Origin of the sequence: Micromonospora ferruginea, from assembly GCF_013694245.2 — a bacterium.
Taxonomy (GTDB): domain Bacteria; phylum Actinomycetota; class Actinomycetes; order Mycobacteriales; family Micromonosporaceae; genus Micromonospora; species Micromonospora robiginosa.
The window spans coordinates 5,985,570-6,003,809 of sequence record NZ_CP059322.2; the positions used below are offsets into that span (position 1 = coordinate 5,985,570).

The 18,240-nt window shown below is 73.3% G+C and carries 20 protein-coding genes; 11 read left to right on the plus strand and 9 right to left on the minus strand.

The annotated features are described in order from the left end of the window. Window positions 1-83: 83 nt before the first annotated feature. Window positions 84-1,331 carry an MFS transporter gene (locus tag H1D33_RS26740; protein WP_181570549.1) on the minus strand — a complete coding sequence of 416 codons (1,248 nt, stop codon included), beginning with the start codon at window positions 1,329-1,331 and terminating at the stop codon, window positions 84-86. Window positions 1,332-1,395: 64 nt separating this feature from the next. Next, window positions 1,396-2,721, minus strand: a complete 1,326-nt coding sequence (locus H1D33_RS26745) for an MDR family MFS transporter (RefSeq protein ID WP_181570548.1) — start codon at window positions 2,719-2,721, stop codon at window positions 1,396-1,398. Between the two features lie 151 nt (window positions 2,722-2,872). On the opposite strand from H1D33_RS26745, the gene H1D33_RS26750 reads away from it, so the two are divergent. Further along, on the plus strand, window positions 2,873-3,640 hold the full coding sequence (locus H1D33_RS26750) for a phosphoglyceromutase (RefSeq protein WP_181570547.1): 768 nt from the start codon (window positions 2,873-2,875) through the stop codon (window positions 3,638-3,640). 98 nt (window positions 3,641-3,738) lie between these two features. Here the strand turns inward: H1D33_RS26750 and phoU are convergent, their stop codons facing one another. Then, window positions 3,739-4,383: a phosphate signaling complex protein PhoU gene (gene phoU / locus H1D33_RS26755; RefSeq protein WP_181570546.1), complete on the minus strand. Its 645-nt coding sequence runs from the start codon at window positions 4,381-4,383 to the stop codon at window positions 3,739-3,741. A 201-nt stretch (window positions 4,384-4,584) separates the two neighbouring features. Here phoU and H1D33_RS26760 point away from each other — a divergent pair, with 201 nt between their 5' ends. The 3 genes from H1D33_RS26760 to H1D33_RS26770 all read left to right on the plus strand — a co-directional run bounded on the left by H1D33_RS26760 (window position 4,585) and on the right by H1D33_RS26770 (window position 7,632). Further along, the gene (locus H1D33_RS26760; protein ID WP_414685448.1) at window positions 4,585-5,877 is read left to right on the plus strand and encodes a sensor histidine kinase; all 1,293 of its coding nucleotides are present in this window, start codon (window positions 4,585-4,587) and stop codon (window positions 5,875-5,877) included. A gap of 21 nt (window positions 5,878-5,898) precedes the next feature. Further along, window positions 5,899-6,582, plus strand: a complete 684-nt coding sequence (locus H1D33_RS26765) for a response regulator transcription factor (protein ID WP_091069660.1) — start codon at window positions 5,899-5,901, stop codon at window positions 6,580-6,582. 504 nt (window positions 6,583-7,086) lie between these two features. After that, a complete protein-coding gene (locus H1D33_RS26770) occupies window positions 7,087-7,632 on the plus strand; it encodes a hypothetical protein (protein ID WP_181570545.1) in 546 nt (181 codons plus the stop codon). A gap of 39 nt (window positions 7,633-7,671) precedes the next feature. Here the strand turns inward: H1D33_RS26770 and H1D33_RS26775 are convergent, their stop codons facing one another. Then, window positions 7,672-8,325 carry an NADPH-dependent F420 reductase gene (locus H1D33_RS26775; RefSeq protein ID WP_181570544.1) on the minus strand — a complete coding sequence of 218 codons (654 nt, stop codon included), beginning with the start codon at window positions 8,323-8,325 and terminating at the stop codon, window positions 7,672-7,674. A gap of 140 nt (window positions 8,326-8,465) precedes the next feature. Here H1D33_RS26775 and H1D33_RS26780 point away from each other — a divergent pair, with 140 nt between their 5' ends. Then, entirely contained in the window at window positions 8,466-9,044 is a 579-nt protein-coding gene (locus H1D33_RS26780; RefSeq protein ID WP_181570543.1) for a TetR/AcrR family transcriptional regulator, read from the plus strand. A 45-nt stretch (window positions 9,045-9,089) separates the two neighbouring features. Here the strand turns inward: H1D33_RS26780 and H1D33_RS26785 are convergent, their stop codons facing one another. Further along, window positions 9,090-9,896 carry a DUF3109 family protein gene (locus H1D33_RS26785; protein WP_181570542.1) on the minus strand — a complete coding sequence of 269 codons (807 nt, stop codon included), beginning with the start codon at window positions 9,894-9,896 and terminating at the stop codon, window positions 9,090-9,092. A 74-nt stretch (window positions 9,897-9,970) separates the two neighbouring features. Here H1D33_RS26785 and H1D33_RS26790 point away from each other — a divergent pair, with 74 nt between their 5' ends. Together H1D33_RS26790 and H1D33_RS26795 are read left to right on the plus strand one after the other, a co-directional pair. Continuing rightward, window positions 9,971-10,915: a Ppx/GppA phosphatase family protein gene (locus tag H1D33_RS26790; RefSeq protein WP_181570541.1), complete on the plus strand. Its 945-nt coding sequence runs from the start codon at window positions 9,971-9,973 to the stop codon at window positions 10,913-10,915. A gap of 75 nt (window positions 10,916-10,990) precedes the next feature. Then, on the plus strand, window positions 10,991-11,797 hold the full coding sequence (locus tag H1D33_RS26795; RefSeq protein WP_181570540.1) for a sugar phosphate isomerase/epimerase family protein: 807 nt from the start codon (window positions 10,991-10,993) through the stop codon (window positions 11,795-11,797). A gap of 56 nt (window positions 11,798-11,853) precedes the next feature. Here the strand turns inward: H1D33_RS26795 and H1D33_RS26800 are convergent, their stop codons facing one another. Genes H1D33_RS26800 through H1D33_RS26810 form a run of 3 tightly spaced genes read right to left on the minus strand, consistent with a single transcriptional unit; the run spans window position 11,854 to window position 13,883 of the window. Further along, window positions 11,854-12,420: a CGNR zinc finger domain-containing protein gene (locus H1D33_RS26800; protein WP_181570539.1), complete on the minus strand. Its 567-nt coding sequence runs from the start codon at window positions 12,418-12,420 to the stop codon at window positions 11,854-11,856. A 19-nt stretch (window positions 12,421-12,439) separates the two neighbouring features. Next, complete coding sequence (locus H1D33_RS26805; RefSeq protein WP_181570538.1) at window positions 12,440-13,606, minus strand: glutathionylspermidine synthase family protein; 1,167 nt, start codon at window positions 13,604-13,606, stop codon at window positions 12,440-12,442. Between the two features lies 1 nt (window position 13,607). Next, window positions 13,608-13,883, minus strand: coding sequence for a hypothetical protein (locus H1D33_RS26810; RefSeq protein WP_246411839.1), 276 nt, complete (start codon window positions 13,881-13,883; stop codon window positions 13,608-13,610). 73 nt (window positions 13,884-13,956) lie between these two features. Here H1D33_RS26810 and H1D33_RS26815 point away from each other — a divergent pair, with 73 nt between their 5' ends. Further along, complete coding sequence (locus tag H1D33_RS26815; RefSeq protein ID WP_181570537.1) at window positions 13,957-14,877, plus strand: proline dehydrogenase family protein; 921 nt, start codon at window positions 13,957-13,959, stop codon at window positions 14,875-14,877. Between the two features lies 1 nt (window position 14,878). On the opposite strand, the gene H1D33_RS26820 is transcribed toward H1D33_RS26815, so the two are convergent. Then, window positions 14,879-15,283, minus strand: a complete 405-nt coding sequence (locus tag H1D33_RS26820; RefSeq protein ID WP_181570536.1) for a VOC family protein — start codon at window positions 15,281-15,283, stop codon at window positions 14,879-14,881. Between the two features lie 76 nt (window positions 15,284-15,359). Here H1D33_RS26820 and H1D33_RS26825 point away from each other — a divergent pair, with 76 nt between their 5' ends. Genes H1D33_RS26825 through H1D33_RS26835 form a run of 3 tightly spaced genes read left to right on the plus strand, consistent with a single transcriptional unit; the run spans window position 15,360 to window position 17,048 of the window. Then, complete coding sequence (locus tag H1D33_RS26825) at window positions 15,360-16,154, plus strand: alpha/beta fold hydrolase (RefSeq protein WP_181570535.1); 795 nt, start codon at window positions 15,360-15,362, stop codon at window positions 16,152-16,154. Beyond that, a complete protein-coding gene (locus tag H1D33_RS26830; RefSeq protein WP_181570534.1) occupies window positions 16,147-16,716 on the plus strand; it encodes a TetR/AcrR family transcriptional regulator in 570 nt (189 codons plus the stop codon). Before H1D33_RS26825 ends, H1D33_RS26830 begins: the two co-directional genes overlap by 8 nt. Continuing rightward, a complete protein-coding gene (locus tag H1D33_RS26835; protein WP_307755263.1) occupies window positions 16,713-17,048 on the plus strand; it encodes a YrdB family protein in 336 nt (111 codons plus the stop codon). The genes H1D33_RS26830 and H1D33_RS26835 overlap by 4 nt, the downstream gene beginning before the upstream one ends. The last annotated feature ends 1,192 nt before the right edge of the window (window positions 17,049-18,240 follow it).

An 18,240-nucleotide genomic window follows, 5' to 3' on the forward strand; every position in this document is an offset into this window, starting at 1 on the left:
GGGGGTGAGGGTCGCCCGCCGCCGCCGGGCGTACGGTACGAGCGCCCATCTCGACGGGGGTCGAGGTGGGCGCTCTGCCGTTCTCACCGCCGGCTCTCCACCGGCTGCCGATCGGCGGCCCGCAACGCGGCGACCCGGCGTTCCCGTGGCCCGCCGGCGAGCAGGTGCCCGGCCGCGGCGCACAGGCCCAGCGCGCCGACCACCAGCCAGTGCCGCTCGCCGAGGTGCTCCAGGCTGAGCCCGCCCAGCGCCGGCGCCACGAACGAGGCCGCCGGGAACGTCAGGTAGAACACCGACTGGTAGCGGGCCCGCAGTTCGGGCGGGGCGAGATCCGCGTTGATCTGCGCGTTCGGCGGCGCGGCGAGCATCTGCCCGACCGTCCAGACCACCGAGGCGCCGAGGTAGAGCGGCAACCCGTCGGCGACGGTCAGCGTGCCGAAGCCCAGCGCCATCAGCCCGGTGGACACGGCCAGCACGGTCGAGCGCCGGTACGGCTCGATCAGCCGTGGCACGAAGAGTTGCCCGGCCACGATCAGCGCCCCGCCGAGCGCCACCACCAGCCCGTACGCGGTGGGACGCAGGCCGTCCGCGCGCATCGCCAGCGGCATGATCGTGGACGTCTGCATGGTCAGCACGGCGAGCAGGAAGGTCAGCCCGACGAAGGCGAGGAAGGTGCGGTCGGTCAGCGCGGTGTGCAGCCCGGGCCGCCGGCCCAGCACCGCGCGCGGCGTCACCTGCCGGCGGCCGAGCGTCTCCGGCACCTTGAGCGCGATGACCAGCGCCGCGGCCAGGGTGGCCCCGGCGTCGACCAGGAACAGCGCGAGGAAGCTCGCCTCGGCGAGCACCCCGGCCAGCAGCGAGGCGACCGCCATGCCCAGGTTGAACGCCCAGAACTGGAGGTTGAACGCGCGGGACCGGCGGGCCTCCGGCACCACGTCCACGATGGCCGCCACGAACGCCGGGCCGGGCATCGAGTGCGCCACCCCGACCAGCGCGGCCAGGACGGCGATCGCCGCGAGGTGCTGGCTGAACGCCAGCGTCGCCATCAGCCCGGCGGCGGCGAGGTGGGCGGCGAGCAGGGTGGACCGCCGGCCCCACCGGTCGGCCAGTACGCCGCCGAGCAGCGTGCCGGCCGCGCCGCCGATCCCGTACGCGCCGACGACGAGCCCGGCCAGCGACGGTGAGGCGCCCCGGGCGGCGGTCAGGTAGAGCGACAGGAACAGCAGCGCGAACGCACCGGCCCGGTTGATCAGCAGACCGGCCCAGAGGTACCAGAAGGTGCCGGGCAGTCCGCCGGCCGTGTCGTCCCACCAGCGCCGCAGGCCGCGCACCCGTCCTCCAGGAAGGTTTCTTTACCGATCCGCCCCCGGTACCGTACCCAGCCGGTCGGCGTACTCAGGAACCGGTCCGGGCCGGCTCGGCGGGTGCGGTGGCCGCGGCCTCGGCCGCCTCGGGCGCCGGGGTGCGGGCCAGGGTGACCGGCGCGGCCGGGACGCCGGCGGCGCGGAGCTGGACGGCGCGCCGCTCCCGAGCCGGGCCGGAGACCAGGTGCGCGACCGCCGTCACCGCGCCGATTCCGGCGCAGGCCAACCACAGCGCGGTGTTGCCGGCCTGCTCACGCAGCAGGCCGCCGAGGATCGGCGCGGACGCCCCGGCGAGCTGCCAGGACAGCGAGAACACGCCCTGGTAGCGACCGCGCAGCGCGGCCGGCGACAGCTCGGCGATCAGGGTGGCGTTGGAGGGCGAGTTGAGCATCTCGCCGAGCGTCCAGATCAGCACGGTGAGGCCGTAGAGCCAGATCGTGTCGGCGAACGCGGTGAGCCCGAAGCCGACGCCCATGATCAGCGCGGCGAGCGCCAGCACGTGCGACCGGCTCCGGCCGCGGATGAGCCGGGGCACGAAGAGCTGGCCGATCACGATGAGCACGCCGTTGAGCGCGATCACCGAGCCGTAGGTGGCCGGGCTGAGCCCGGAGTCGACCATGGCGATCGGCAGCATCGAGATGTGCTGGAGGAAGACCAGCGCGGCGAACAGGTTGAGCGCCACGAAGCCGAGGAAGACCCGGTCGCGCAGGATGGTGCGCAGCGCGCCGGCCGGCGCCGCCGCGCCCTTGGCGACCGGGGCGGCCGGCCGGGTCAGGGTCTCCCGGACCCGGGTGAAGATGATCAGCGCGGTGACCACCGTGGTGGCCGCGTCCACCAGGAAGAGCAGCAGGTAGCCGGCCTCGGCGGCGAACCCGGCCAGCACCGCGGCGCAGGCGAAGCCGAGGTTGATCGCCCAGTAGTTCAGCGAGAACGCGCGGAGCCGGTCCTTCTCCGGCACCACGTCGACCATCATGGCGCCGAAGGCCGGGCGGGCCGCCTCGGCGAACGTGCCGAGCAGCAGCGCGCCCACGGCCACCGCCCAGAGCGGCCGGGCGAGGCCGAGCGCGACCATCATGGTGGCCGCGCCGAGGTGCGCGGTGAGCAGCGTGGGCCGCCGGCCCCAGCGGTCGGTGAGGATGCCGCCGACGGTGGTGCCGACCGCGCCGCCCACGCCCCAGAGCCCGATCACCAGACCGGCCTGCGCGGCCGAGAAGCCGCGTTCCCGGGTCAGGTAGATGGCGAGGAAGATCAGGACGAACGAGCCGAGCCGGTTGATCAGCGTGCCGGTCCACAGGTACCAGAAGGAGCGCGGCAACCCGCCCGCCGTGTCCCGGAACCAACCTCGCACCGTCCGCATCCCGACGCCCCCCGCTCGGTAATGACCGATCAATCTCAGACGCCTTACAACCTAGTGCCGGGCGGGAGGCATGGTCATCCGCATTTCCACGTGGTGGTCGTCACCACAGGTCCCCGCGTGTCCACCCGGCTCGTACGGCAGGATGATCCGCATGACTGCGAGCGAAGGACCCACCGTCGGGACGCTGGTCCTGCTGCGGCACGGCGAGAGCGACTGGAACGCCAAGAACCTCTTCACCGGCTGGGTCGACGTCGACCTGACCGCCAAGGGCGAGACCGAGGCGCGGCGCGGCGGCGAGCTGCTCCGCGAGCACGACCTGCTCCCGGACGTGGTGCACACCAGCGTGATGCGCCGGGCGATCCGCACCGCCGAGCTGGCGCTCAACGCCGCCGACCGGCACTGGATCGCGGTGCGTCGCTCCTGGCGGCTCAACGAGCGCCACTACGGCGCCCTCCAGGGCAAGAACAAGAAGCAGACCCTCGACGAGTACGGCGAGGAGCAGTTCATGCTCTGGCGCCGGTCGTACGACACGCCGCCGCCGCCGATCGACGACAACGACGAGTGGTCACAGGTCGGCGACCCCCGGTACGCGCTGCTGCCGACCGAGCTGATGCCGCGCACCGAGTGCCTCAAGGACGTCGTCGAGCGGATGCTGCCCTACTGGTACGACTCGATCGTGCCGGACATCCTGGCCGGGCGGACCGTGCTGGTGGCGGCGCACGGCAACTCGCTGCGCGCGCTGGTCAAGCACCTCGACCAGATCTCCGACGAGGCGATCGCCAAGCTGAACATCCCGACCGGCATCCCGCTGCGCTACGACCTGGACGCCGACCTGCGCCCGCAGGTCCTGGGCGGCACCTACCTCGACCCCGAGGCCGCCAAGGCGGCTGCTGCCGCCGTCGCCAACCAGGGCCGCTGATGTAAGGCGGGGCCCCCTTTTAACGCCTCCGGTAGAGGAGGGGCCCCTTCTTAACACTCCCCTGTTAAGAAGGGGCCCCGCCTTACCCCCCCGGTGGGTCAGGCGGAGGGGGAGCCGGTGATCAGGTACACCACGTGCTCACCGGCGTTCACCGCGTGGTCGGCGAAGCGCTCGTAGAAGCGGCCCAGCAGGGTGGCGTCGATCGCGGTCTCCACCCCGTACGGCCAGTCGTCGCCGAGCAGCACGCCGAAGAGGCTCTTGTGCAGGTCGTCCATCGCGTCGTCGTCCCGGTCCAGCTCGGCGGCGACGTCGGCGTCGGGCTTGGCCAGCACCGCGCCGATCTTCTCGGCCATCCGGTCGGCGATGCCGGCCATGTCGGTGAAGACCGGCCGCAGCTCGGCCGGCACCGCCGGGGAAGGATGCCGGCGCAGCGCCGTCTTCGCCACGTGGTCGGCCAGGTCGCCCATCCGCTCCAGGTCGGCGGCCACGTGCAGGGCGGTGATCATGGCGCGCAGGTCGGAGGCGACCGGCGCCTGCCGGGCCAGCAGGTCGCAGACCCGCTCCTCCACGTGCCGGTACAGCTCGTCGATCTCGGCGTCCCGCGCGATCACCGTCTCGGCCGCCGCGCGGTCGGCGGTGAGCAGCCCGCGGGTGGCCTGCCGCATGGCCGCGCGCACCGCCTCGGCCATGTCCACCAGCAACTGGCTGACAATCTGCAGGTCGGCCCGGAACTCGTCGCGCATCGTCACTTCCTGGGGTCGGGGGCCGCTGCCCCAGAGGGGTACGGCGTGAGCAGGTGCGCGCCCCACGGTAGGCCGGACGGCCGGCACCAGGGTGAACGTGGATGAACGACGCGGGACCCGTGGGTGAACATTCCCAGAAGCGAGAGTGATTCGTCCCCTTGTGACCGATCTCCGGGTTAACAATGACCCTACGATCGCCAAGTGGAATGGGCGGTGGCCATCGCGGTGGCCGTGGCGCTGGTGACCGGACTGGTCGCCGGGTCGATGCTGTCCGGGCCGGTGGGACAGTGGCGGCGCCGGAGGGCGTCGCGGGGCGGCGGGACCTCCCGTCGTGACGCAGGGAGGCCGACGATTCCGGACGACCAACAGGGGGGCCTCTCCGGGCTCGGCCGCAAGACGATCGACTCGTTGCGCGCCGGCGTGGTGGTGCTCGACCCGGACGACGTGCCGGTGCTGGTGAACCCGGCCGCCCGCGCGATGGGCCTGCTCCGCGCCGGGGCGACACCGGGCGCCATCGCGGCGCACCCGCTCATCCGTACCCTCGCCGGGCAGGTCCGGCGCACGGGCGTGCGGCGCGAGATCGAGCTCGACCTGCCCCGGGGTCGCGACAGTGCCGGCGACAACCCGCTCGGCGTGCACCTGCGGGCCATGGGGCTGGGTGCCGGCTACATCTCGATCGAGGCGGTCGACGTCACCGAGTCGCACCGCCTGGCCCGGGTACGCCGGGACTTCGTGGCCAACGTGAGCCACGAGCTGAAGACCCCGATCGGCGCCCTGCAACTGCTCGCCGAGGCGTTGGTGGACGCAACCGAACCGGCCGGCGACGGCGCGCCCGACCTCTCCGAGGACCTGGTCGCCGCGCGGCGCTTCGCCGAGCGCATCCAGCACGAGTCCACCCGGCTCGGCCGGCTCGTGCAGGAACTGCTGGAACTCACCCGGCTCCAGGGCGCCGAGCCGCAACCCGCGCCCGAACCGGTCGCCGTGGACTGGGTGCTCGCCGAGGTCGTCGACCGGACCCGCACCGCGGCCACCGCCCGCCGGGTGGAGATCGTCGTGGGCGGGCAGCGGGGCCTGACCGCGTACGGGAGCGACAGCCAACTCGCCACCGCGGTGGCCAACCTGGTGGAGAACGCGGTCAACTACTCCGCCGAGGACACCACGGTCCGGGTGACCGTGCGGGGCACCGACGAGCACGTCGAGATCGCGGTGGCCGACCAGGGGATCGGCATCGCGCCGAACGAGGTCGACCGGATCTTCGAACGCTTCTACCGCGCCGACCAGGCCCGCTCCCGCTCGACCGGCGGCACCGGCCTGGGCCTGGCCATCGTCAAACACATCGCCAGCAACCATGGCGGCCGGGTGGATGTGTCGAGCACCCTTGGTGGTGGGTCGACGTTCACCCTCCGGCTGCCCGCCCGCCCCCCGGACGACCTGGAGGCGACACTCGCCTCCGCTGGGATCGAGGCCGGCCCGGCCGAGCTCCGGCAGGTCTGACCACAGGAAAGGAAACACCCGTTGAGTCGCGTACTGGTGGTCGAGGACGAGGAGTCGTTCTCCGACGCCCTGTCCTACATGCTCCGCAAGGAGGGCTTCGAGGTCTCCGTCGCCGCGACCGGCACCTCCGCCCTCACCGAGTTCGACCGCACCGGCGCCGACATCGTGCTGCTCGACCTGATGCTGCCGGAGATGTCGGGCACCGAGGTGTGCCGTCAGCTCCGCCAGCGGTCGCACGTCCCGATCATCATGGTCACCGCCCGGGACAGCGAGATCGACAAGGTGGTCGGCCTGGAGATCGGCGCCGACGACTACGTGACCAAGCCGTACTCGCCGCGTGAGCTGGTCGCCCGGATCCGGGCGGTGCTGCGCCGGCAGACCAGCGAGGCGAACGAGACGGGCGCGCCGACCCTGGCCGCCGGCCCGGTACGGATGGACATCGAACGGCACGTGGTGACCGTCGACGGTGCCGGGGTCCAGCTCCCGCTCAAGGAGTTCGAGCTGCTGGAACTGCTGCTGCGCAACGCCGGCCGGGTGCTCACCCGGGGCCAGCTCATCGACCGGGTCTGGGGCGCCGACTACGTGGGCGACACCAAGACGCTTGACGTGCACGTGAAGCGGCTGCGCTCCAAGATCGAGCCGGAGCCGTCCGCGCCGCGCTACATCGTCACGGTGCGAGGCCTGGGCTACAAGTTCGAGCCGTGACCGGCACCCCTCCTGCTGCGCGTAAGGAGGGGGCCCTTGTTAACGCATTCTGCATAAGCGGGGCCCCTTCCTAACGCCGTAGCGCTCGCCCAACCCCGCCGATCACGCCAGCTCGCACCGTCCGGCCGATCCATCGTCGATCTTGGACTTGTGGCACCTCCGATAATCCCAGAAAACCGACATATCCTGGCACCACAACTCCAAGATCGGCGAAGTTGCGTTGGCAGGGCGGGGGAATGCGCCGGGTGTCCGGTTCGACGGTGGTGGGCGGCACGCTGGCGGCGGAATCGGGGCGGGGTGCGGGGCGTTGTAACCCGGTGAACGACCGAGGAAGTCAAGCCCCGCACCCCCGAGCCCTCGGGGAATGGTGGTGGCCGGCCGGTCGTTACACACACTCCCGGCGCCGCGACGCGAGCACGCCGGAACCCCTGATCTTTGAGCGCCTGACGGTGCCCGCACCCCCGTCCCCCACGAGGGTGTGTTGACCCCCGAATGGAGCCCCTCATGAACACGATCCTGCGCAAGAGCATCCTCGGTATCGCTGGTCTGGCCTTCACCGGTGGCGTGTTCGCCGGCCCGATCGCCGCGCACGCCGACACCGCGCATGCCGCCGCCAAGCCGGTGACGGCCACCGTGCAGGGTGAGCAGTCGACCATCGCGCTCAACGGTGAGCAGACCGCCAACGTGAAGGCGATCATCGCCGCGACGAAGAAAGCCGGCCTGCCCGAGCGGGCCGCGGTCATCTCGATCGCGACCAGCCTGCAGGAGTCGAAGCTGGAGAACCTGGGCCACCTCGGCGACCGCAACGACCATGACTCGCTGGGCCTGTTCCAGCAGCGCCCCTCCAGTGGTTGGGGCACGCCGGAGGAGATCACCGACCCCGAGCACTCCACCCTGGCCTTCCTCAAGGGCCTCAAGCAGGTCGACGGCTGGCAGGACATGCCCCTGACCGACGCCGCGCAGACCGTGCAGGTCTCCGCCTACCCGGACGCCTACGCGCAGTGGGAGAAGCAGGCCACCGACCTCGTCGCCCAGCACTGGACCAAGTAAGACCCGCGAAGGCCGGCACCCGGGAACGGGTGCCGGCCTTCAGCGCACGACCTTGACGTTGAACATCGGCGTGCCCAGCCGGCCGTAGAGGCGCAGCCAGATCGGCAGCAGCATCTCGGTGCCCCGGGCCGTGGTGATGTCGCCCAGGTCGATCACGTCGGTGTGACCGAAGCTGGTGAGCAGCTCGGTGACCACCTTCTTGGCGTCGGCGTCGTCGCCGGACACGAAGACGCTGTGGTCTCCGCCGGCGAGCTGCCCGGGGTGGGTCATCAGGTCGGCGGTGAGCGTGTTGAGCGCCTTCACCACCCGGGTACGCGGAAACGCCCGCTGGATCCGCTCGCCGAGCGAGTCGTCGTTGAGCACCGACAGGGTGGGCGGGAAACCCTTGCCGAAGTCGAGCGGGTTGGCGATGTCGAGCAGCACCTTGCCGGCGAGGTTGTCGGCGCCGGCCGCGTCGAGGGCGGGGAGGGATCCGTCGCCGCTGGTCGCGTTGACCACCAGGTCCGCCCCGGTGGCGACGTCGGCGTACCCGGTCAGGGTGACGCCCGGATGGGCGGCGGCCCACTCGCCCCACTCCCCGCCGCGGGTGGTGGCGACGTCGCGGGTGCCGACGACCACGTCGTGGCCCAGCTCGGCCGCGCGGGCGGCGATGGCGCGGCCGACCATGCCGGTGCCCAGTACTGCGATGCGCATGTCGTGTCCGTCCTGACGGAGTCGCGGAACGCCGATGCGTCCCGCTCGGTGCGGACGAGACTAACAGACAGGTCTGTCTACTGGAAGAGGAAAGGAGACGTACCTGTCTGTAGACTTCGGCGAACCACGAGGGAGGAACCATGGCCCGCACTCCCGCCGGCACCGCCCGGGACCGCATCCTGGAGACCGCGTTCCGGCTGTTCTACGCGTACGGGCCGCGCGGCGTCGGGGTGGACACGGTGATCGCCGAGTCGGGCGTCGCGAAGGCCACGCTCTACAAGCACTTCCCGAGCAAGGACGACCTGGTCCTGGCGTACCTGGACAAGGTCGACCAGGCGTGGTCCGGCGCGCTGCGTACCGCGGCCGGGGCGGCCGGCGACGATCCGCGCGACCAGCTCGTCGGCATGTTCGACGCGCTCACCGGGGCGTGCCGCCGCGAGGGCTACCACGGCTGCGCGTTCATCAACACCGCCGCCGAGTCGCCCGCCGGCGGTCCGGTGCACGCGCGTACGGTCGCGCACAAGAACGCGGTGCGGGCCTGGGTGACCGACCTCGCCCGGCAGGCCGGGGCGGCCGAGCCGGAGCTGCTGGCCCGACAGCTCACCCTGCTGCTCGACGGCGGACTGGCCGGCGGCGTGCTCGACGGCGACCCGGCGATCGCCGAGGCGGCCCGGGGCACCGCCCGGGCACTCGTCGACGCGGCGCTGCCGAAGCGTTAAGCGGGGCCCCTTCCTCTACCGGAGGCGTTAAGCGGGGGCCCTTCCTTACTCGCTGGCGGGGTGGGGGGCGATCTGGCCCTGGCGCTGGCGGGCGGCGCACAGCTCGGCCAGCTTCGCGTACGCGGGCGCGCCGATCAGCGCGGTCAGCTCCGGGCCGTACGAGACGTACATCGGGTCGGCGCCGACGTGCGCGTCGGTGGAGGACGTGCACCACCAGTCCAGGTCGTGGCCGCCGGCGCCCCAGCCGCGCCTGTCGAACTCGGCCAGCGTGGAGATCAGCACCTTGGTGTTGTCCGGCCGCGTGTGCCACTCCTGGTCCCGGCGGACCGGGAGCTGCCAGCAGACGTCGGGCTTGTATTCCAGCGGGTGCACCCCGTCGCGCAACGCCTGGGCGTGCAGCGCGCAACCGCCCCCGGCGGGGAAGTCGGCGTCGTTGAGGAACACGCACGGCGCGTCCACGTCCCGGGTGGCGGTGCGCCGGGCCGGCGTCTTGCCGTCGACCGTGTCGTTCTCGGTCCAGTTCTTGAAGCCGCGGCGGAAGTGCTGCCAGGTCTCCGGGGTGAGCCGCTTGACGGCCGCCTTCACCCGCTTCTCGTCGTCCGAGTCGGTGAAGAAGGCGCCGTGCGAGCAGCACCCGTCGGCGGCCCGGCCGGCGACGATGCCGTGGCAGCCCGAGCCGAAGATGCACGTCCAGCGGGACAGCAGCCAGGTCAGGTCGGCCCGGACGACGTGCTTCGGGTCGGCCGGGTCGGCGAACTCGATCCACTCCCGCGGAAAGTCCAGCCCGACCTCGCGGCTGCGCGGGTCGTCCGGGTCGTCCACCAGCACCTGAAGCTCGATCTGCCCTGTCACCCGGACCAGCGTACGCGCGGTCCCCCCGGCCGGCCGGCGAGCCGACGAAACGTGTTGCGCCTAGGGTTCTTGCCATGCGACTGGGTGTCCTCGACGTCGGTTCCAACACGGTGCACCTGCTGGTGGTCGATGCCCACCACGGTGCCCATCCCTGGCCGGCGCACTCGGAGAAGGTGGTGCTGCGGCTGGCCGAGCAGATCGGCCCGGACGGGGCGCTGACCGACACCGGCGCGGACGGGCTGGTCAAGGCGGTCGGCATGGCCCGGGCGGCGGCCGACGGGCTGGGCGCCGAGGACCTGCTGGCGTTCGCCACCAGCGCGGTCCGCGACGCCACCAACGCCGGCGAGGTGCTGACCCGGGTCCGCGAGGAGACCGGCGTACGCCTGGAGGTGCTCTCCGGCGCGGACGAGGCGCGGATGACGTTCCTCGCGGTGCGGCGGTGGTTCGGCTGGTCGGCGGGCCGGCTGCTGGCGCTGGACATCGGCGGCGGCTCGCTGGAGCTGGCCGCCGGCATCGACGAGCACCCGGACGTCGCGGTCTCGCTTCCGCTCGGCGCGGGCCGGCTCAGCCGGGAGCGGCTGGCGGTCGACCCGGCCGGCCTGATGCCGCCGTCGGCCGAGGCCGTGGAGGCGCTCCGGGAGTACGTGGACGCGCAGCTCGACCCGGTGGTCAAACAGTTGACCGAGGTGGGCTGGGAGCGGCCGGTGGCCACCTCGAAGACGTTCCGCACGCTGGCCCGGCTGGCCGGCGCCGCGCCCTCCGGCGCGGGTCTGTGGGCCCGGCGCAGCCTGACCCGCACCGGGCTGCGGCAGGTGCTCGGGTTCGTCCGGCACATCCCGCCGGCCCACCTGCCCGAGTTGGAGGGGGTCAGCGCGCAGCGGGCGCACCAGCTCCTGGCGGGCGTGGTGGTGGCCGAGGCGGTGATGCGCCGGCTGGACGTGGAGTGCCTGGACATCTGCCCGTGGGCGCTGCGCGAGGGGGTCATCCTCCGCCGGCTGGATCAGCTCGCGCCGATGTGATCCCGGCGGCCGCTCTGGGCGCTTTGCGGCTGCTCGTCCCGATGCTTCCCGACGGGTGCGGCTACCCTGAGGGGCGTGACTTCCCGCGTCCCGGTGCTCCTGTCCACGTCCTCGGTCTTCCCCGAACGGACCGCGGCGGCGTTCCAGCTCGCCTCGGCACTCGGGTACGACGGCGTCGAGGTGATGGTCTGGACCGACCCGGTGAGCCAGGACGCGGGCGCGCTACGTGGGCTCTCCGAGCACTACGGCGTGCCGGTGCTCTCGGTGCACGCGCCCTGCCTGCTGGTCACCCAGCGGGTGTGGAGCCCCGACCCGTGGGAGCGGCTGCGCCGGGCGGCCGAGCTGGCCGAGACGCTGGAGGCGCCCACCGTGGTGGTGCACCCGCCGTTCACCTGGCAGCGCGACTACGCGCGCACGTTCACCGACGGGCTGGACGCCATCGCCGGGCAGTTCGGCGGCCTGCGGTTCGCGGTGGAGAACATGTTCCCGGTGCGGATGGCCGGTCGGCAGTTCGTGCCGTACGTGCCGGGTTGGGACCCGACCGACACCGGCTACGCCTCCTACACGCTGGACCTGTCGCACTGCGCCGCCTCGCACACCGACGCGCTGGCGATGGCCGACCGGATGGGCGCCGGGCTGGCGCACGTGCACCTGGGCGACGGCACCGGTGAGGGGCGCGACGAGCACCTGGTGCCCGGCCGGGGCGGCCAGCCCTGCGCGGAACTGCTCCGGTCGCTGGCCGGGCGCGGCTTCACCGGCTCGGTCGCGGTGGAGGTGACCACCCGGGGCGCGAAGAGCCGCGCGGTCCGCGAGGCGGACCTGCGCGAGTCGCTGGAGTTCGCCCGCGCCAACCTGACCGCGCCCTCCCCGGTCGACGCCTGACCGACCGGGTCGGCGTCACGGCACGCGGCCCGGAGACCGGGCCGCCGGGCCGGACGTCAGCTCACCGGGGCCAGCGGCTGGGCCGGGACGGCCTGCTCACCGACCGCCGCGCGCTTGCGGGCCCGGTGCGCGGCCACGTGCGAGCGGGTGGCGCAGCGTTCCGAGCAGAACCGCCGGCAGCAGTTGGACGACGTGTCCAGGTAGACGTTGCCGCAGCGCTCGTCCGCGCAGACGCCGAACCGGGCGCTGCCGTACTCGCAGAGCCAGACGGAGAGGCCCCACACGGCGCCGGCCAGATATTCGGCGGAGACCGAGGCGCCCCGGCTGGTCACGTGCATGTGCCAGTCGGAGGAGTCGTGCCCGGAGATGCGCGGCTGCACCGGGAACGCCTCCAGCAGCGCGTTCAGCTCGGTCACCGCGTCGGCGTCGCGCCCGGAGGTGCCGTACTCGAAGACGTCCCGCAGGCGCTTCTGCGCCCGGCGGAAGATCGCCAGGTCCCGTTCCGCGACCTCGTCGCGCATCCAGGCGTTCTCGTCCGGGAAGAGGGCCCGCAGGCCGTCCAGGTCGTCCAGCCGGGCGTTGACGAGCTCGACCCCGGTCCGGGCGTACGCGTCGAAGTTCACGACACCAACGGTAGACGACTCACGCCGGGCGCGGCGCGTCGATGTAGTGGGGCAGAAACCGCGCGTAACCGTCTGTGATGAGGCTCTCGCTTTCGCGCACCCCGACGCCGGCCGACTCGCCATCCACGATCCAACTGCCCAGCACCGTGTGGTTGCCCTCGAACTGCGGCAACGCCCGGAACTCCTGGAAGCAGAAGCCCTCGTCGCCGTAGATTCCCGGGTTGGTGATCTCGGTGTCGGCGGTCACGATGCGTACCGAGCCGCCCTCGCGGCCGAGCAGCGGCTTGGCCACGTACTCGGTCATGCCGCGCGGCGAGTCGAGGTAGGCCGGCAGCAGGTAGTCGTGCCCGGGGTACAGCTCCCAGAGCACGGCCAGCAGCGCCTTGTTCGACAGCAGGAGCTTCCAGGCCGGCTCGATCCAGGTGGTCGGGGTGCCCGGGTCCAGCGCCGCCGGCCCGTACGGCTCGGCGAGCATCCACTCCCAGGGGTAGAGCTTGAAGCAGGTGGTGATCGGCCGGTCGTCGGCGTCGACGAAGCGCCGCCCGTCCCAGCCGATCCGCTGGATCGGCATGAGCGTCACGTCCAGCCCGGCCTGGCGGGCCGTCTCGGCCAGGTAGCCGGCGGTGATCTGGTCCTCGCCCGACTCCTCCTCGTTCGACCAGACCACGTGCGCCCGGGGATCGTGCAGCCCGGCGCCGATCTTGGCCCACGCGCCGACCAGTCGCTCGTGCAGGCTGTTCCACTGGTCCGCGTCCGGGCGGGTGTGCTCCAGCCAGTACCACTGCACGATGCTCGCCTCGACCAGCGCGGTCGGGGTGTCCGCGTTGTATTCCAGCATCTTCGGCGGCCAGGTGCCGTCGTAGGCGAGGTCGAAGCGGCCGTAGAGCGTCGGCGGGCCCTCCCGCAGCGAGCGGGCGACCGCCTCGGCGGCCCACTCCGGGATGCCGAACTCGGCGTGCCGGCGGCGGGCCACCACGTGCTCGGCGGCGGCCACCGACATCCGGTGCAGCTCCTCGGTCGCCTCCTCCAGCTTGAGCACCTCGTCCAGCGTGAAGGCGTACGCCGCCGTCTCGTCCCAGTACGACATGATCTCGCCGTCGGGCAGCTCGGTGTCGACGTACACCAGGCCCTGGGCCCGGATGGTGTCGTCCCAGTCGGGGCGCGGGGTGCTCGCCTCGCGGCGCACGTCAGCCGCCGCAGGAGGCGAGGTGGGTGCCGAATCCGCCGCGCTCGGGCAGCGCGGCCGTGGTCGGGGCGGCGTCGCCGCGCGCGACCGTGGCCGTCGCGGGGACCCGCAGGGCCACCGCGACGGTGTCGCCGCCCCCGCCGGCCGGGCCGAGCGCGCAGTCGTCATCGTCGTCGTCGTAGCCGTTGTTGCAGCCGGAGAGCGCGAGCGCCAGCGCGGTGAGCGCGCCGAGCTGCACGGTGGCCGAGCGGAGCCGGCGTCGGGGGTGTCGTTCCACGAGACTGTTGTAGCCGATGATCGCCACTTCGGGTGCCCGGCGGGGGTGCGGGGCCGGGCGTTACGCTCGGCTCATGCTCCGTTCCGTCATCCTCGCCGCCTCCCGGTCATCCCAGGTGGAGCGGCTCGTCGCGACGGCCCCGTTCACCCGGGACGTCGTCCGCCGGTTCGTCGCCGGCGCCGGCACCGACGACGCGCTGCGCGCGACCCGCGCACTTGTCGGTGACGGCCAAGCGGTCACCCTCGACTACCTGGGCGAGGACACCACCACCGGTGAGCAGGCGAACGCCACCCGGGACGAATACCTCAAACTGCTGCGCCTGCTCGGGGCCGCCGACCTCACCCCGGCCGCCGAGGTCAGCGTGAAGCTGTCCGCGCTCGGCCAGGCGTTCGACGAGCAGTTCGCGTACGACAACGCGCGGCAGATCTGCGCGGCGGCCGACGCGGTCGGCACCACGGTCACCCTGGACATGGAGGACCACACCACCACCGACTCGACGCTGGACATCCTGGCCAAGCTGCGCAAGGACCACCCGGGGACCGGGGCGGTGCTCCAGGCGTACCTGCGGCGGACCGAGTCGGACTGCCGCGAGCTGTCCGCCGCCGGGTCGCGGGTGCGGCTGTGCAAGGGCGCCTACAAGGAGCCCGAGTCGGTGGCCTACCAGTCCGCCCGCGAGGTGGACAAGTCGTACGTACGCTGCATGAACGTGCTGATGGCGGGCGACGGCTACCCGATGCTGGCCACCCACGACCCGCGCCTGATCGCGATCGGCGAGGACCGGGCGCGCTGGTTCGACCGCGACCCGGGCCGGTTCGAGTTCCAGATGCTCTACGGCATCCGCCCCGAGGAGCAGGCCCGCCTGGTCGGCGAGGGCTACACCCTGCGCACCTACGTCCCCTACGGCGACCAGTGGTACGGCTACCTGATGCGCCGGCTGGCCGAGCGCCCGGCCAACCTGGCGTTCTTCGGCCGCGCGGTGATGTCGAAGAAGTGAGTCAGTCGTTCGACCAGGTCCGGGTGCACAGCACGAGGCGGTAGCCGTCCGGGTCGGCGAACGCGATCCCCCACCTGTCCCAGTACGGGCCGGCGGAGACCCTGGTCCCGCCGGCCCGTTCGACCCTCGTCACCTGGTCGTCCTCGACCGGCCCGTCCAGGTAGAGCACGAACAGGTCCTCCGGGCCGGGTCGCGGGTCGACGGTCAGGTTCGCGCCGCCGAACAGCTCCAGGTGCCAGCCGGCGCCCGGGAGGCCGAGCATCACCAGGTCGTATTCGCCCGGGCCGTCGGGCGCGCCCCGGTAGAGCACGTCCAGGCCCAGCCCGTCGGTCCAGAACCGTTCGGCTGCGGCCAGGTCGCGACTGGGCCGGGCGAGGCGTACGTGGGTGTCGGCGGAGATCGGCATGCCGTGATCGTGCGACCTCAGGTCGGGTTGAGGTCAAGCCTTGACGAGCCTGGCTAATGGCATTAGCTTTACGGCTATGACAGTTAGCCAGGTGGTGCGGGACGGCGGGACCATCGCGTACGAGGTGCACGGCGCCGGACCACTCGTGGTGCTCGCGCACGGCATGGGGGAGAACCGGGCGGCCTTCCGGCACCTCACGCCGCTGCTGGTGGCGGCCGGCTACCGGGTCGCCTCGACCGACGTACGCGGGCACGGCGACTCCAGCCCGCACTGGCCCACGTACGCCCCGGCCGAGGTCGGCGGCGACCTGCTCGCCGTGGTGCGGGACCTGGACGGCGGACCGGCCACGCTGGTGGGCAGCTCGTCCAGCGGGGCGGGCGTGGTGTTCGCCGCCGCCGAGGCGCCGGAGCTGGTCAGCGGCATCGTGCAGATCAGCCCGTTCGTCAGCCGGCCCAAGCCCAACCCGGTGATGCGGGCGCTCCAGGCCGTCGTGCTGCGCAGCCCTCGACTGTTCGGGCAGTTCCACCGCACGCTCTTCCCGTGCGGGCGGCCGGCCGACGACGCCGCGTACCGCAAGGAGTTGGTCGCCAGGCTGCGCGGCCGGATGGACGCGGTGCGCGGCGTGGTCGCGCCGGTCGACCCGCACTGGACCGAACGGGCCGCCCAGGTGCGGCAGCCCGTGCTGGTGCTGATGGGCACGAAGGACCCGGACTTCCCCGACCCCGGCGCCGAGGCCCGGGCCGCCCGCCGGCAGTTCGCCGTCGCCGAGGCGCGCATGATCGCCGACTCCGGCCACTACCCGCACGCCGACCAACCCGACGCCACCGCCGCCGACCTGGTCGAGTTCCTGACGGCGACCGCCCGTGCCTAGGGCCGGCCTGACCCCGGCGACGGTGGTCCGGGAAGCCGCCGTGCTCGCCGACGAGGTCGGATACGACCGGCTGACCCTGGCCGCGCTCGCCGGCCGCCTCGGTGTCGCGCTGCCCAGCCTCTACAAGCACGTGCGCGGCGTCGACGCCCTGCACCAGAAGCTCGCCGTGCTGGCCACCGCCGAGATCGCCGACGTGCTGACCAGCGCCGCCGCGGGCCGGGCCGGCGGCGACGCGTTGCGCGCCGTCGCCACCGCCTACCGGGCGTACGCCCGCCGCCACCCCGGCCGCTACCCGGCCACCCAGCGGGCACCCGACCCCGCCGACCCCGAGCACCTGGCCGCCGCCGAACGCGCGGTCGGCGCGATCTTCGCCATCCTGCACGGGTACGCCGTCGAGGGCGACGCGGCCGTCGACGCCACCCGGATGTTCCGGGCCACCGTGCACGGCTTCGTGACCCTGGAGGCGGCCGGCGGGTTCGGGCTGCCCCGCGACGTCGACCGCTCCTTCGAGCGGCTGGTCGACGGGCTCGACCTCGCGTACCGCGGCTGGGGGTCCCGATGAAGGGCGCGCTGCGGGGGCTCATCTTCCTGCTGGAGCTGGCGCTGCTGTCCGCGGCCGGTCTCTGGGGCTTCACGCTCGACGCCGGCTGGCCGGTGCGGCTGCTCGCCGGCCTGGGTGCGCCGGTGGCGCTCGCCGTGGCCTGGGGCGCGTTCTGCTCGCCCCGGGCCGCCGTGGCGCTGCCCGCCCCGGCCAAGCTCGGCGTCCAGGCCGCGTGCTTCCTGGCCGGCGGAGTCCTGCTGACCCTGGCCGGCCACCCCCTGCTCGGCGCGGCGCTGGTGGTCACCTGGACCGCCGACAAGGCCCTCCTCCTCCATTCCGGCGACCCCGCCTGACCCCTCCCGCCCTGCCCTGCCCTGCCCTGCCCGGCCCTGCCCGGCCCTGCCCGGCCCTGCCCGGCCCTGCCCTGCCCGGCCCTGCCCGGCCCTGCCCGGCCCTGCCCTGCCCGGCCCGGCCCTGCCCGGCCCTGCCCGGCCCTGCCCTGCCCGGCCCGGCCCTGCCCTGCCCTGCCCGGCCCTGCCCGGCCCTGCCCCGCCCGGCCCTGCCCCCGCCCCGCCCGGCCCTGTCCTGCCCCGCCCGCCCGGCCCGGCCCGGCCGTGCCCGGCCCGGCCGTGCCCGCGCTCCGGCCCGCCTCGCCCCGTCGATCTTGGAGTTGTGGCGCCTGTGATGCCCGTGTTGTCGGCTATCGGAGGTGCCACAACTCCAAGATCGACGGGTGGCGTGTGCCGAGGCGGGACGGAAGGGATTACTCGCAGGGCTCTTTCCCGGAACGCCCGATTGGTCGTACCCTTCGCCGGTGACCGACGGCGACGAGGAGCCTCCCGGCCGGGCAGCCGGCGGCGACGAGCCACCCGCCGGGAGCCACGACGAGGGGCAGCAACCCCGCGCCGAGGTGGGGACACCGCCTCCCGCCTCGAAGGCGGAGAGGTCGACGGAGGACCGGTCTTCGAAGCCCGGACCGGTCGCCCCCCGACAGACCGCCTCCGATGGGCCGCCGACCGCGCCCCAGCCGGGTCCGGCTGAGCCGAGCCGCACCACGCCTGAGCCGGCTTCGGTCGCCCCCGAGCCGGGTGTCCTCGCGGCTGACCCGGGTTCAACCGAGTCCGAGCCGGGCTCGGCCCTGCCCGAGCCGTGCCCGGCCCCGCTCGAGCCGCCGCCCGCCCCTGCACCGAGTGAGGTAGCGCGCGAGCCGCGCCCAGCCCCGTATGAGCCGCGCCCAGCCCTGTCTGAGGCGGGTCCGGCCGCCCCTGCGCCAGGCGCGGCAGCGCCCGGGCCGAGTGCGACAGCGCCCGAGTCGAATACCGTCACCCCTGCGCCAGGTGCGCCAGCGTCTGGGACGGCCGCGGTGGTGGCCGAGTCGGATCCGGTCGTGACCGGGGCGGCCGTGCTTCCGATCGAGCCGAGTGCGGCAGCCCTCGAGTCAGGCCCTGTCGATGGTCCCGAGGTGCCTCCGTCCGGCGACTCCGGAACGGACGAGCCCTCCCTCCGCCGGGACGCGGCGACTTCCGAGACGAGCACCGCCGCCGA

Bases quoted from the DNA above. Each gene is read 5' to 3' on its own strand.
- H1D33_RS26825 (WP_181570535.1), top strand. From the start codon at position 15,360: ATGACAGTTAGCCAGGTGGTGCGGGACGGCGGGACCATCGCGTACGAG.
- H1D33_RS26780 (WP_181570543.1), top strand. From the start codon at position 8,466: ATGGCCCGCACTCCCGCCGGCACCGCCCGGGACCGCATCCTGGAGACC.
- H1D33_RS26820 (WP_181570536.1), bottom strand. From the start codon at position 15,283: ATGCCGATCTCCGCCGACACCCACGTACGCCTCGCCCGGCCCAGTCGC.
- H1D33_RS26745 (WP_181570548.1), bottom strand. From the start codon at position 2,721: ATGCGGACGGTGCGAGGTTGGTTCCGGGACACGGCGGGCGGGTTGCCG.
- H1D33_RS26815 (WP_181570537.1), top strand. From the start codon at position 13,957: ATGCTCCGTTCCGTCATCCTCGCCGCCTCCCGGTCATCCCAGGTGGAG.
- H1D33_RS26750 (WP_181570547.1), top strand. From the start codon at position 2,873: ATGACTGCGAGCGAAGGACCCACCGTCGGGACGCTGGTCCTGCTGCGG.
- H1D33_RS26775 (WP_181570544.1), bottom strand. From the start codon at position 8,325: ATGCGCATCGCAGTACTGGGCACCGGCATGGTCGGCCGCGCCATCGCC.
- H1D33_RS26835 (WP_307755263.1), top strand. From the start codon at position 16,713: ATGAAGGGCGCGCTGCGGGGGCTCATCTTCCTGCTGGAGCTGGCGCTG.
- H1D33_RS26770 (WP_181570545.1), top strand. From the start codon at position 7,087: ATGAACACGATCCTGCGCAAGAGCATCCTCGGTATCGCTGGTCTGGCC.
- phoU (WP_181570546.1), bottom strand. From the start codon at position 4,383: ATGCGCGACGAGTTCCGGGCCGACCTGCAGATTGTCAGCCAGTTGCTG.
- H1D33_RS26790 (WP_181570541.1), top strand. From the start codon at position 9,971: ATGCGACTGGGTGTCCTCGACGTCGGTTCCAACACGGTGCACCTGCTG.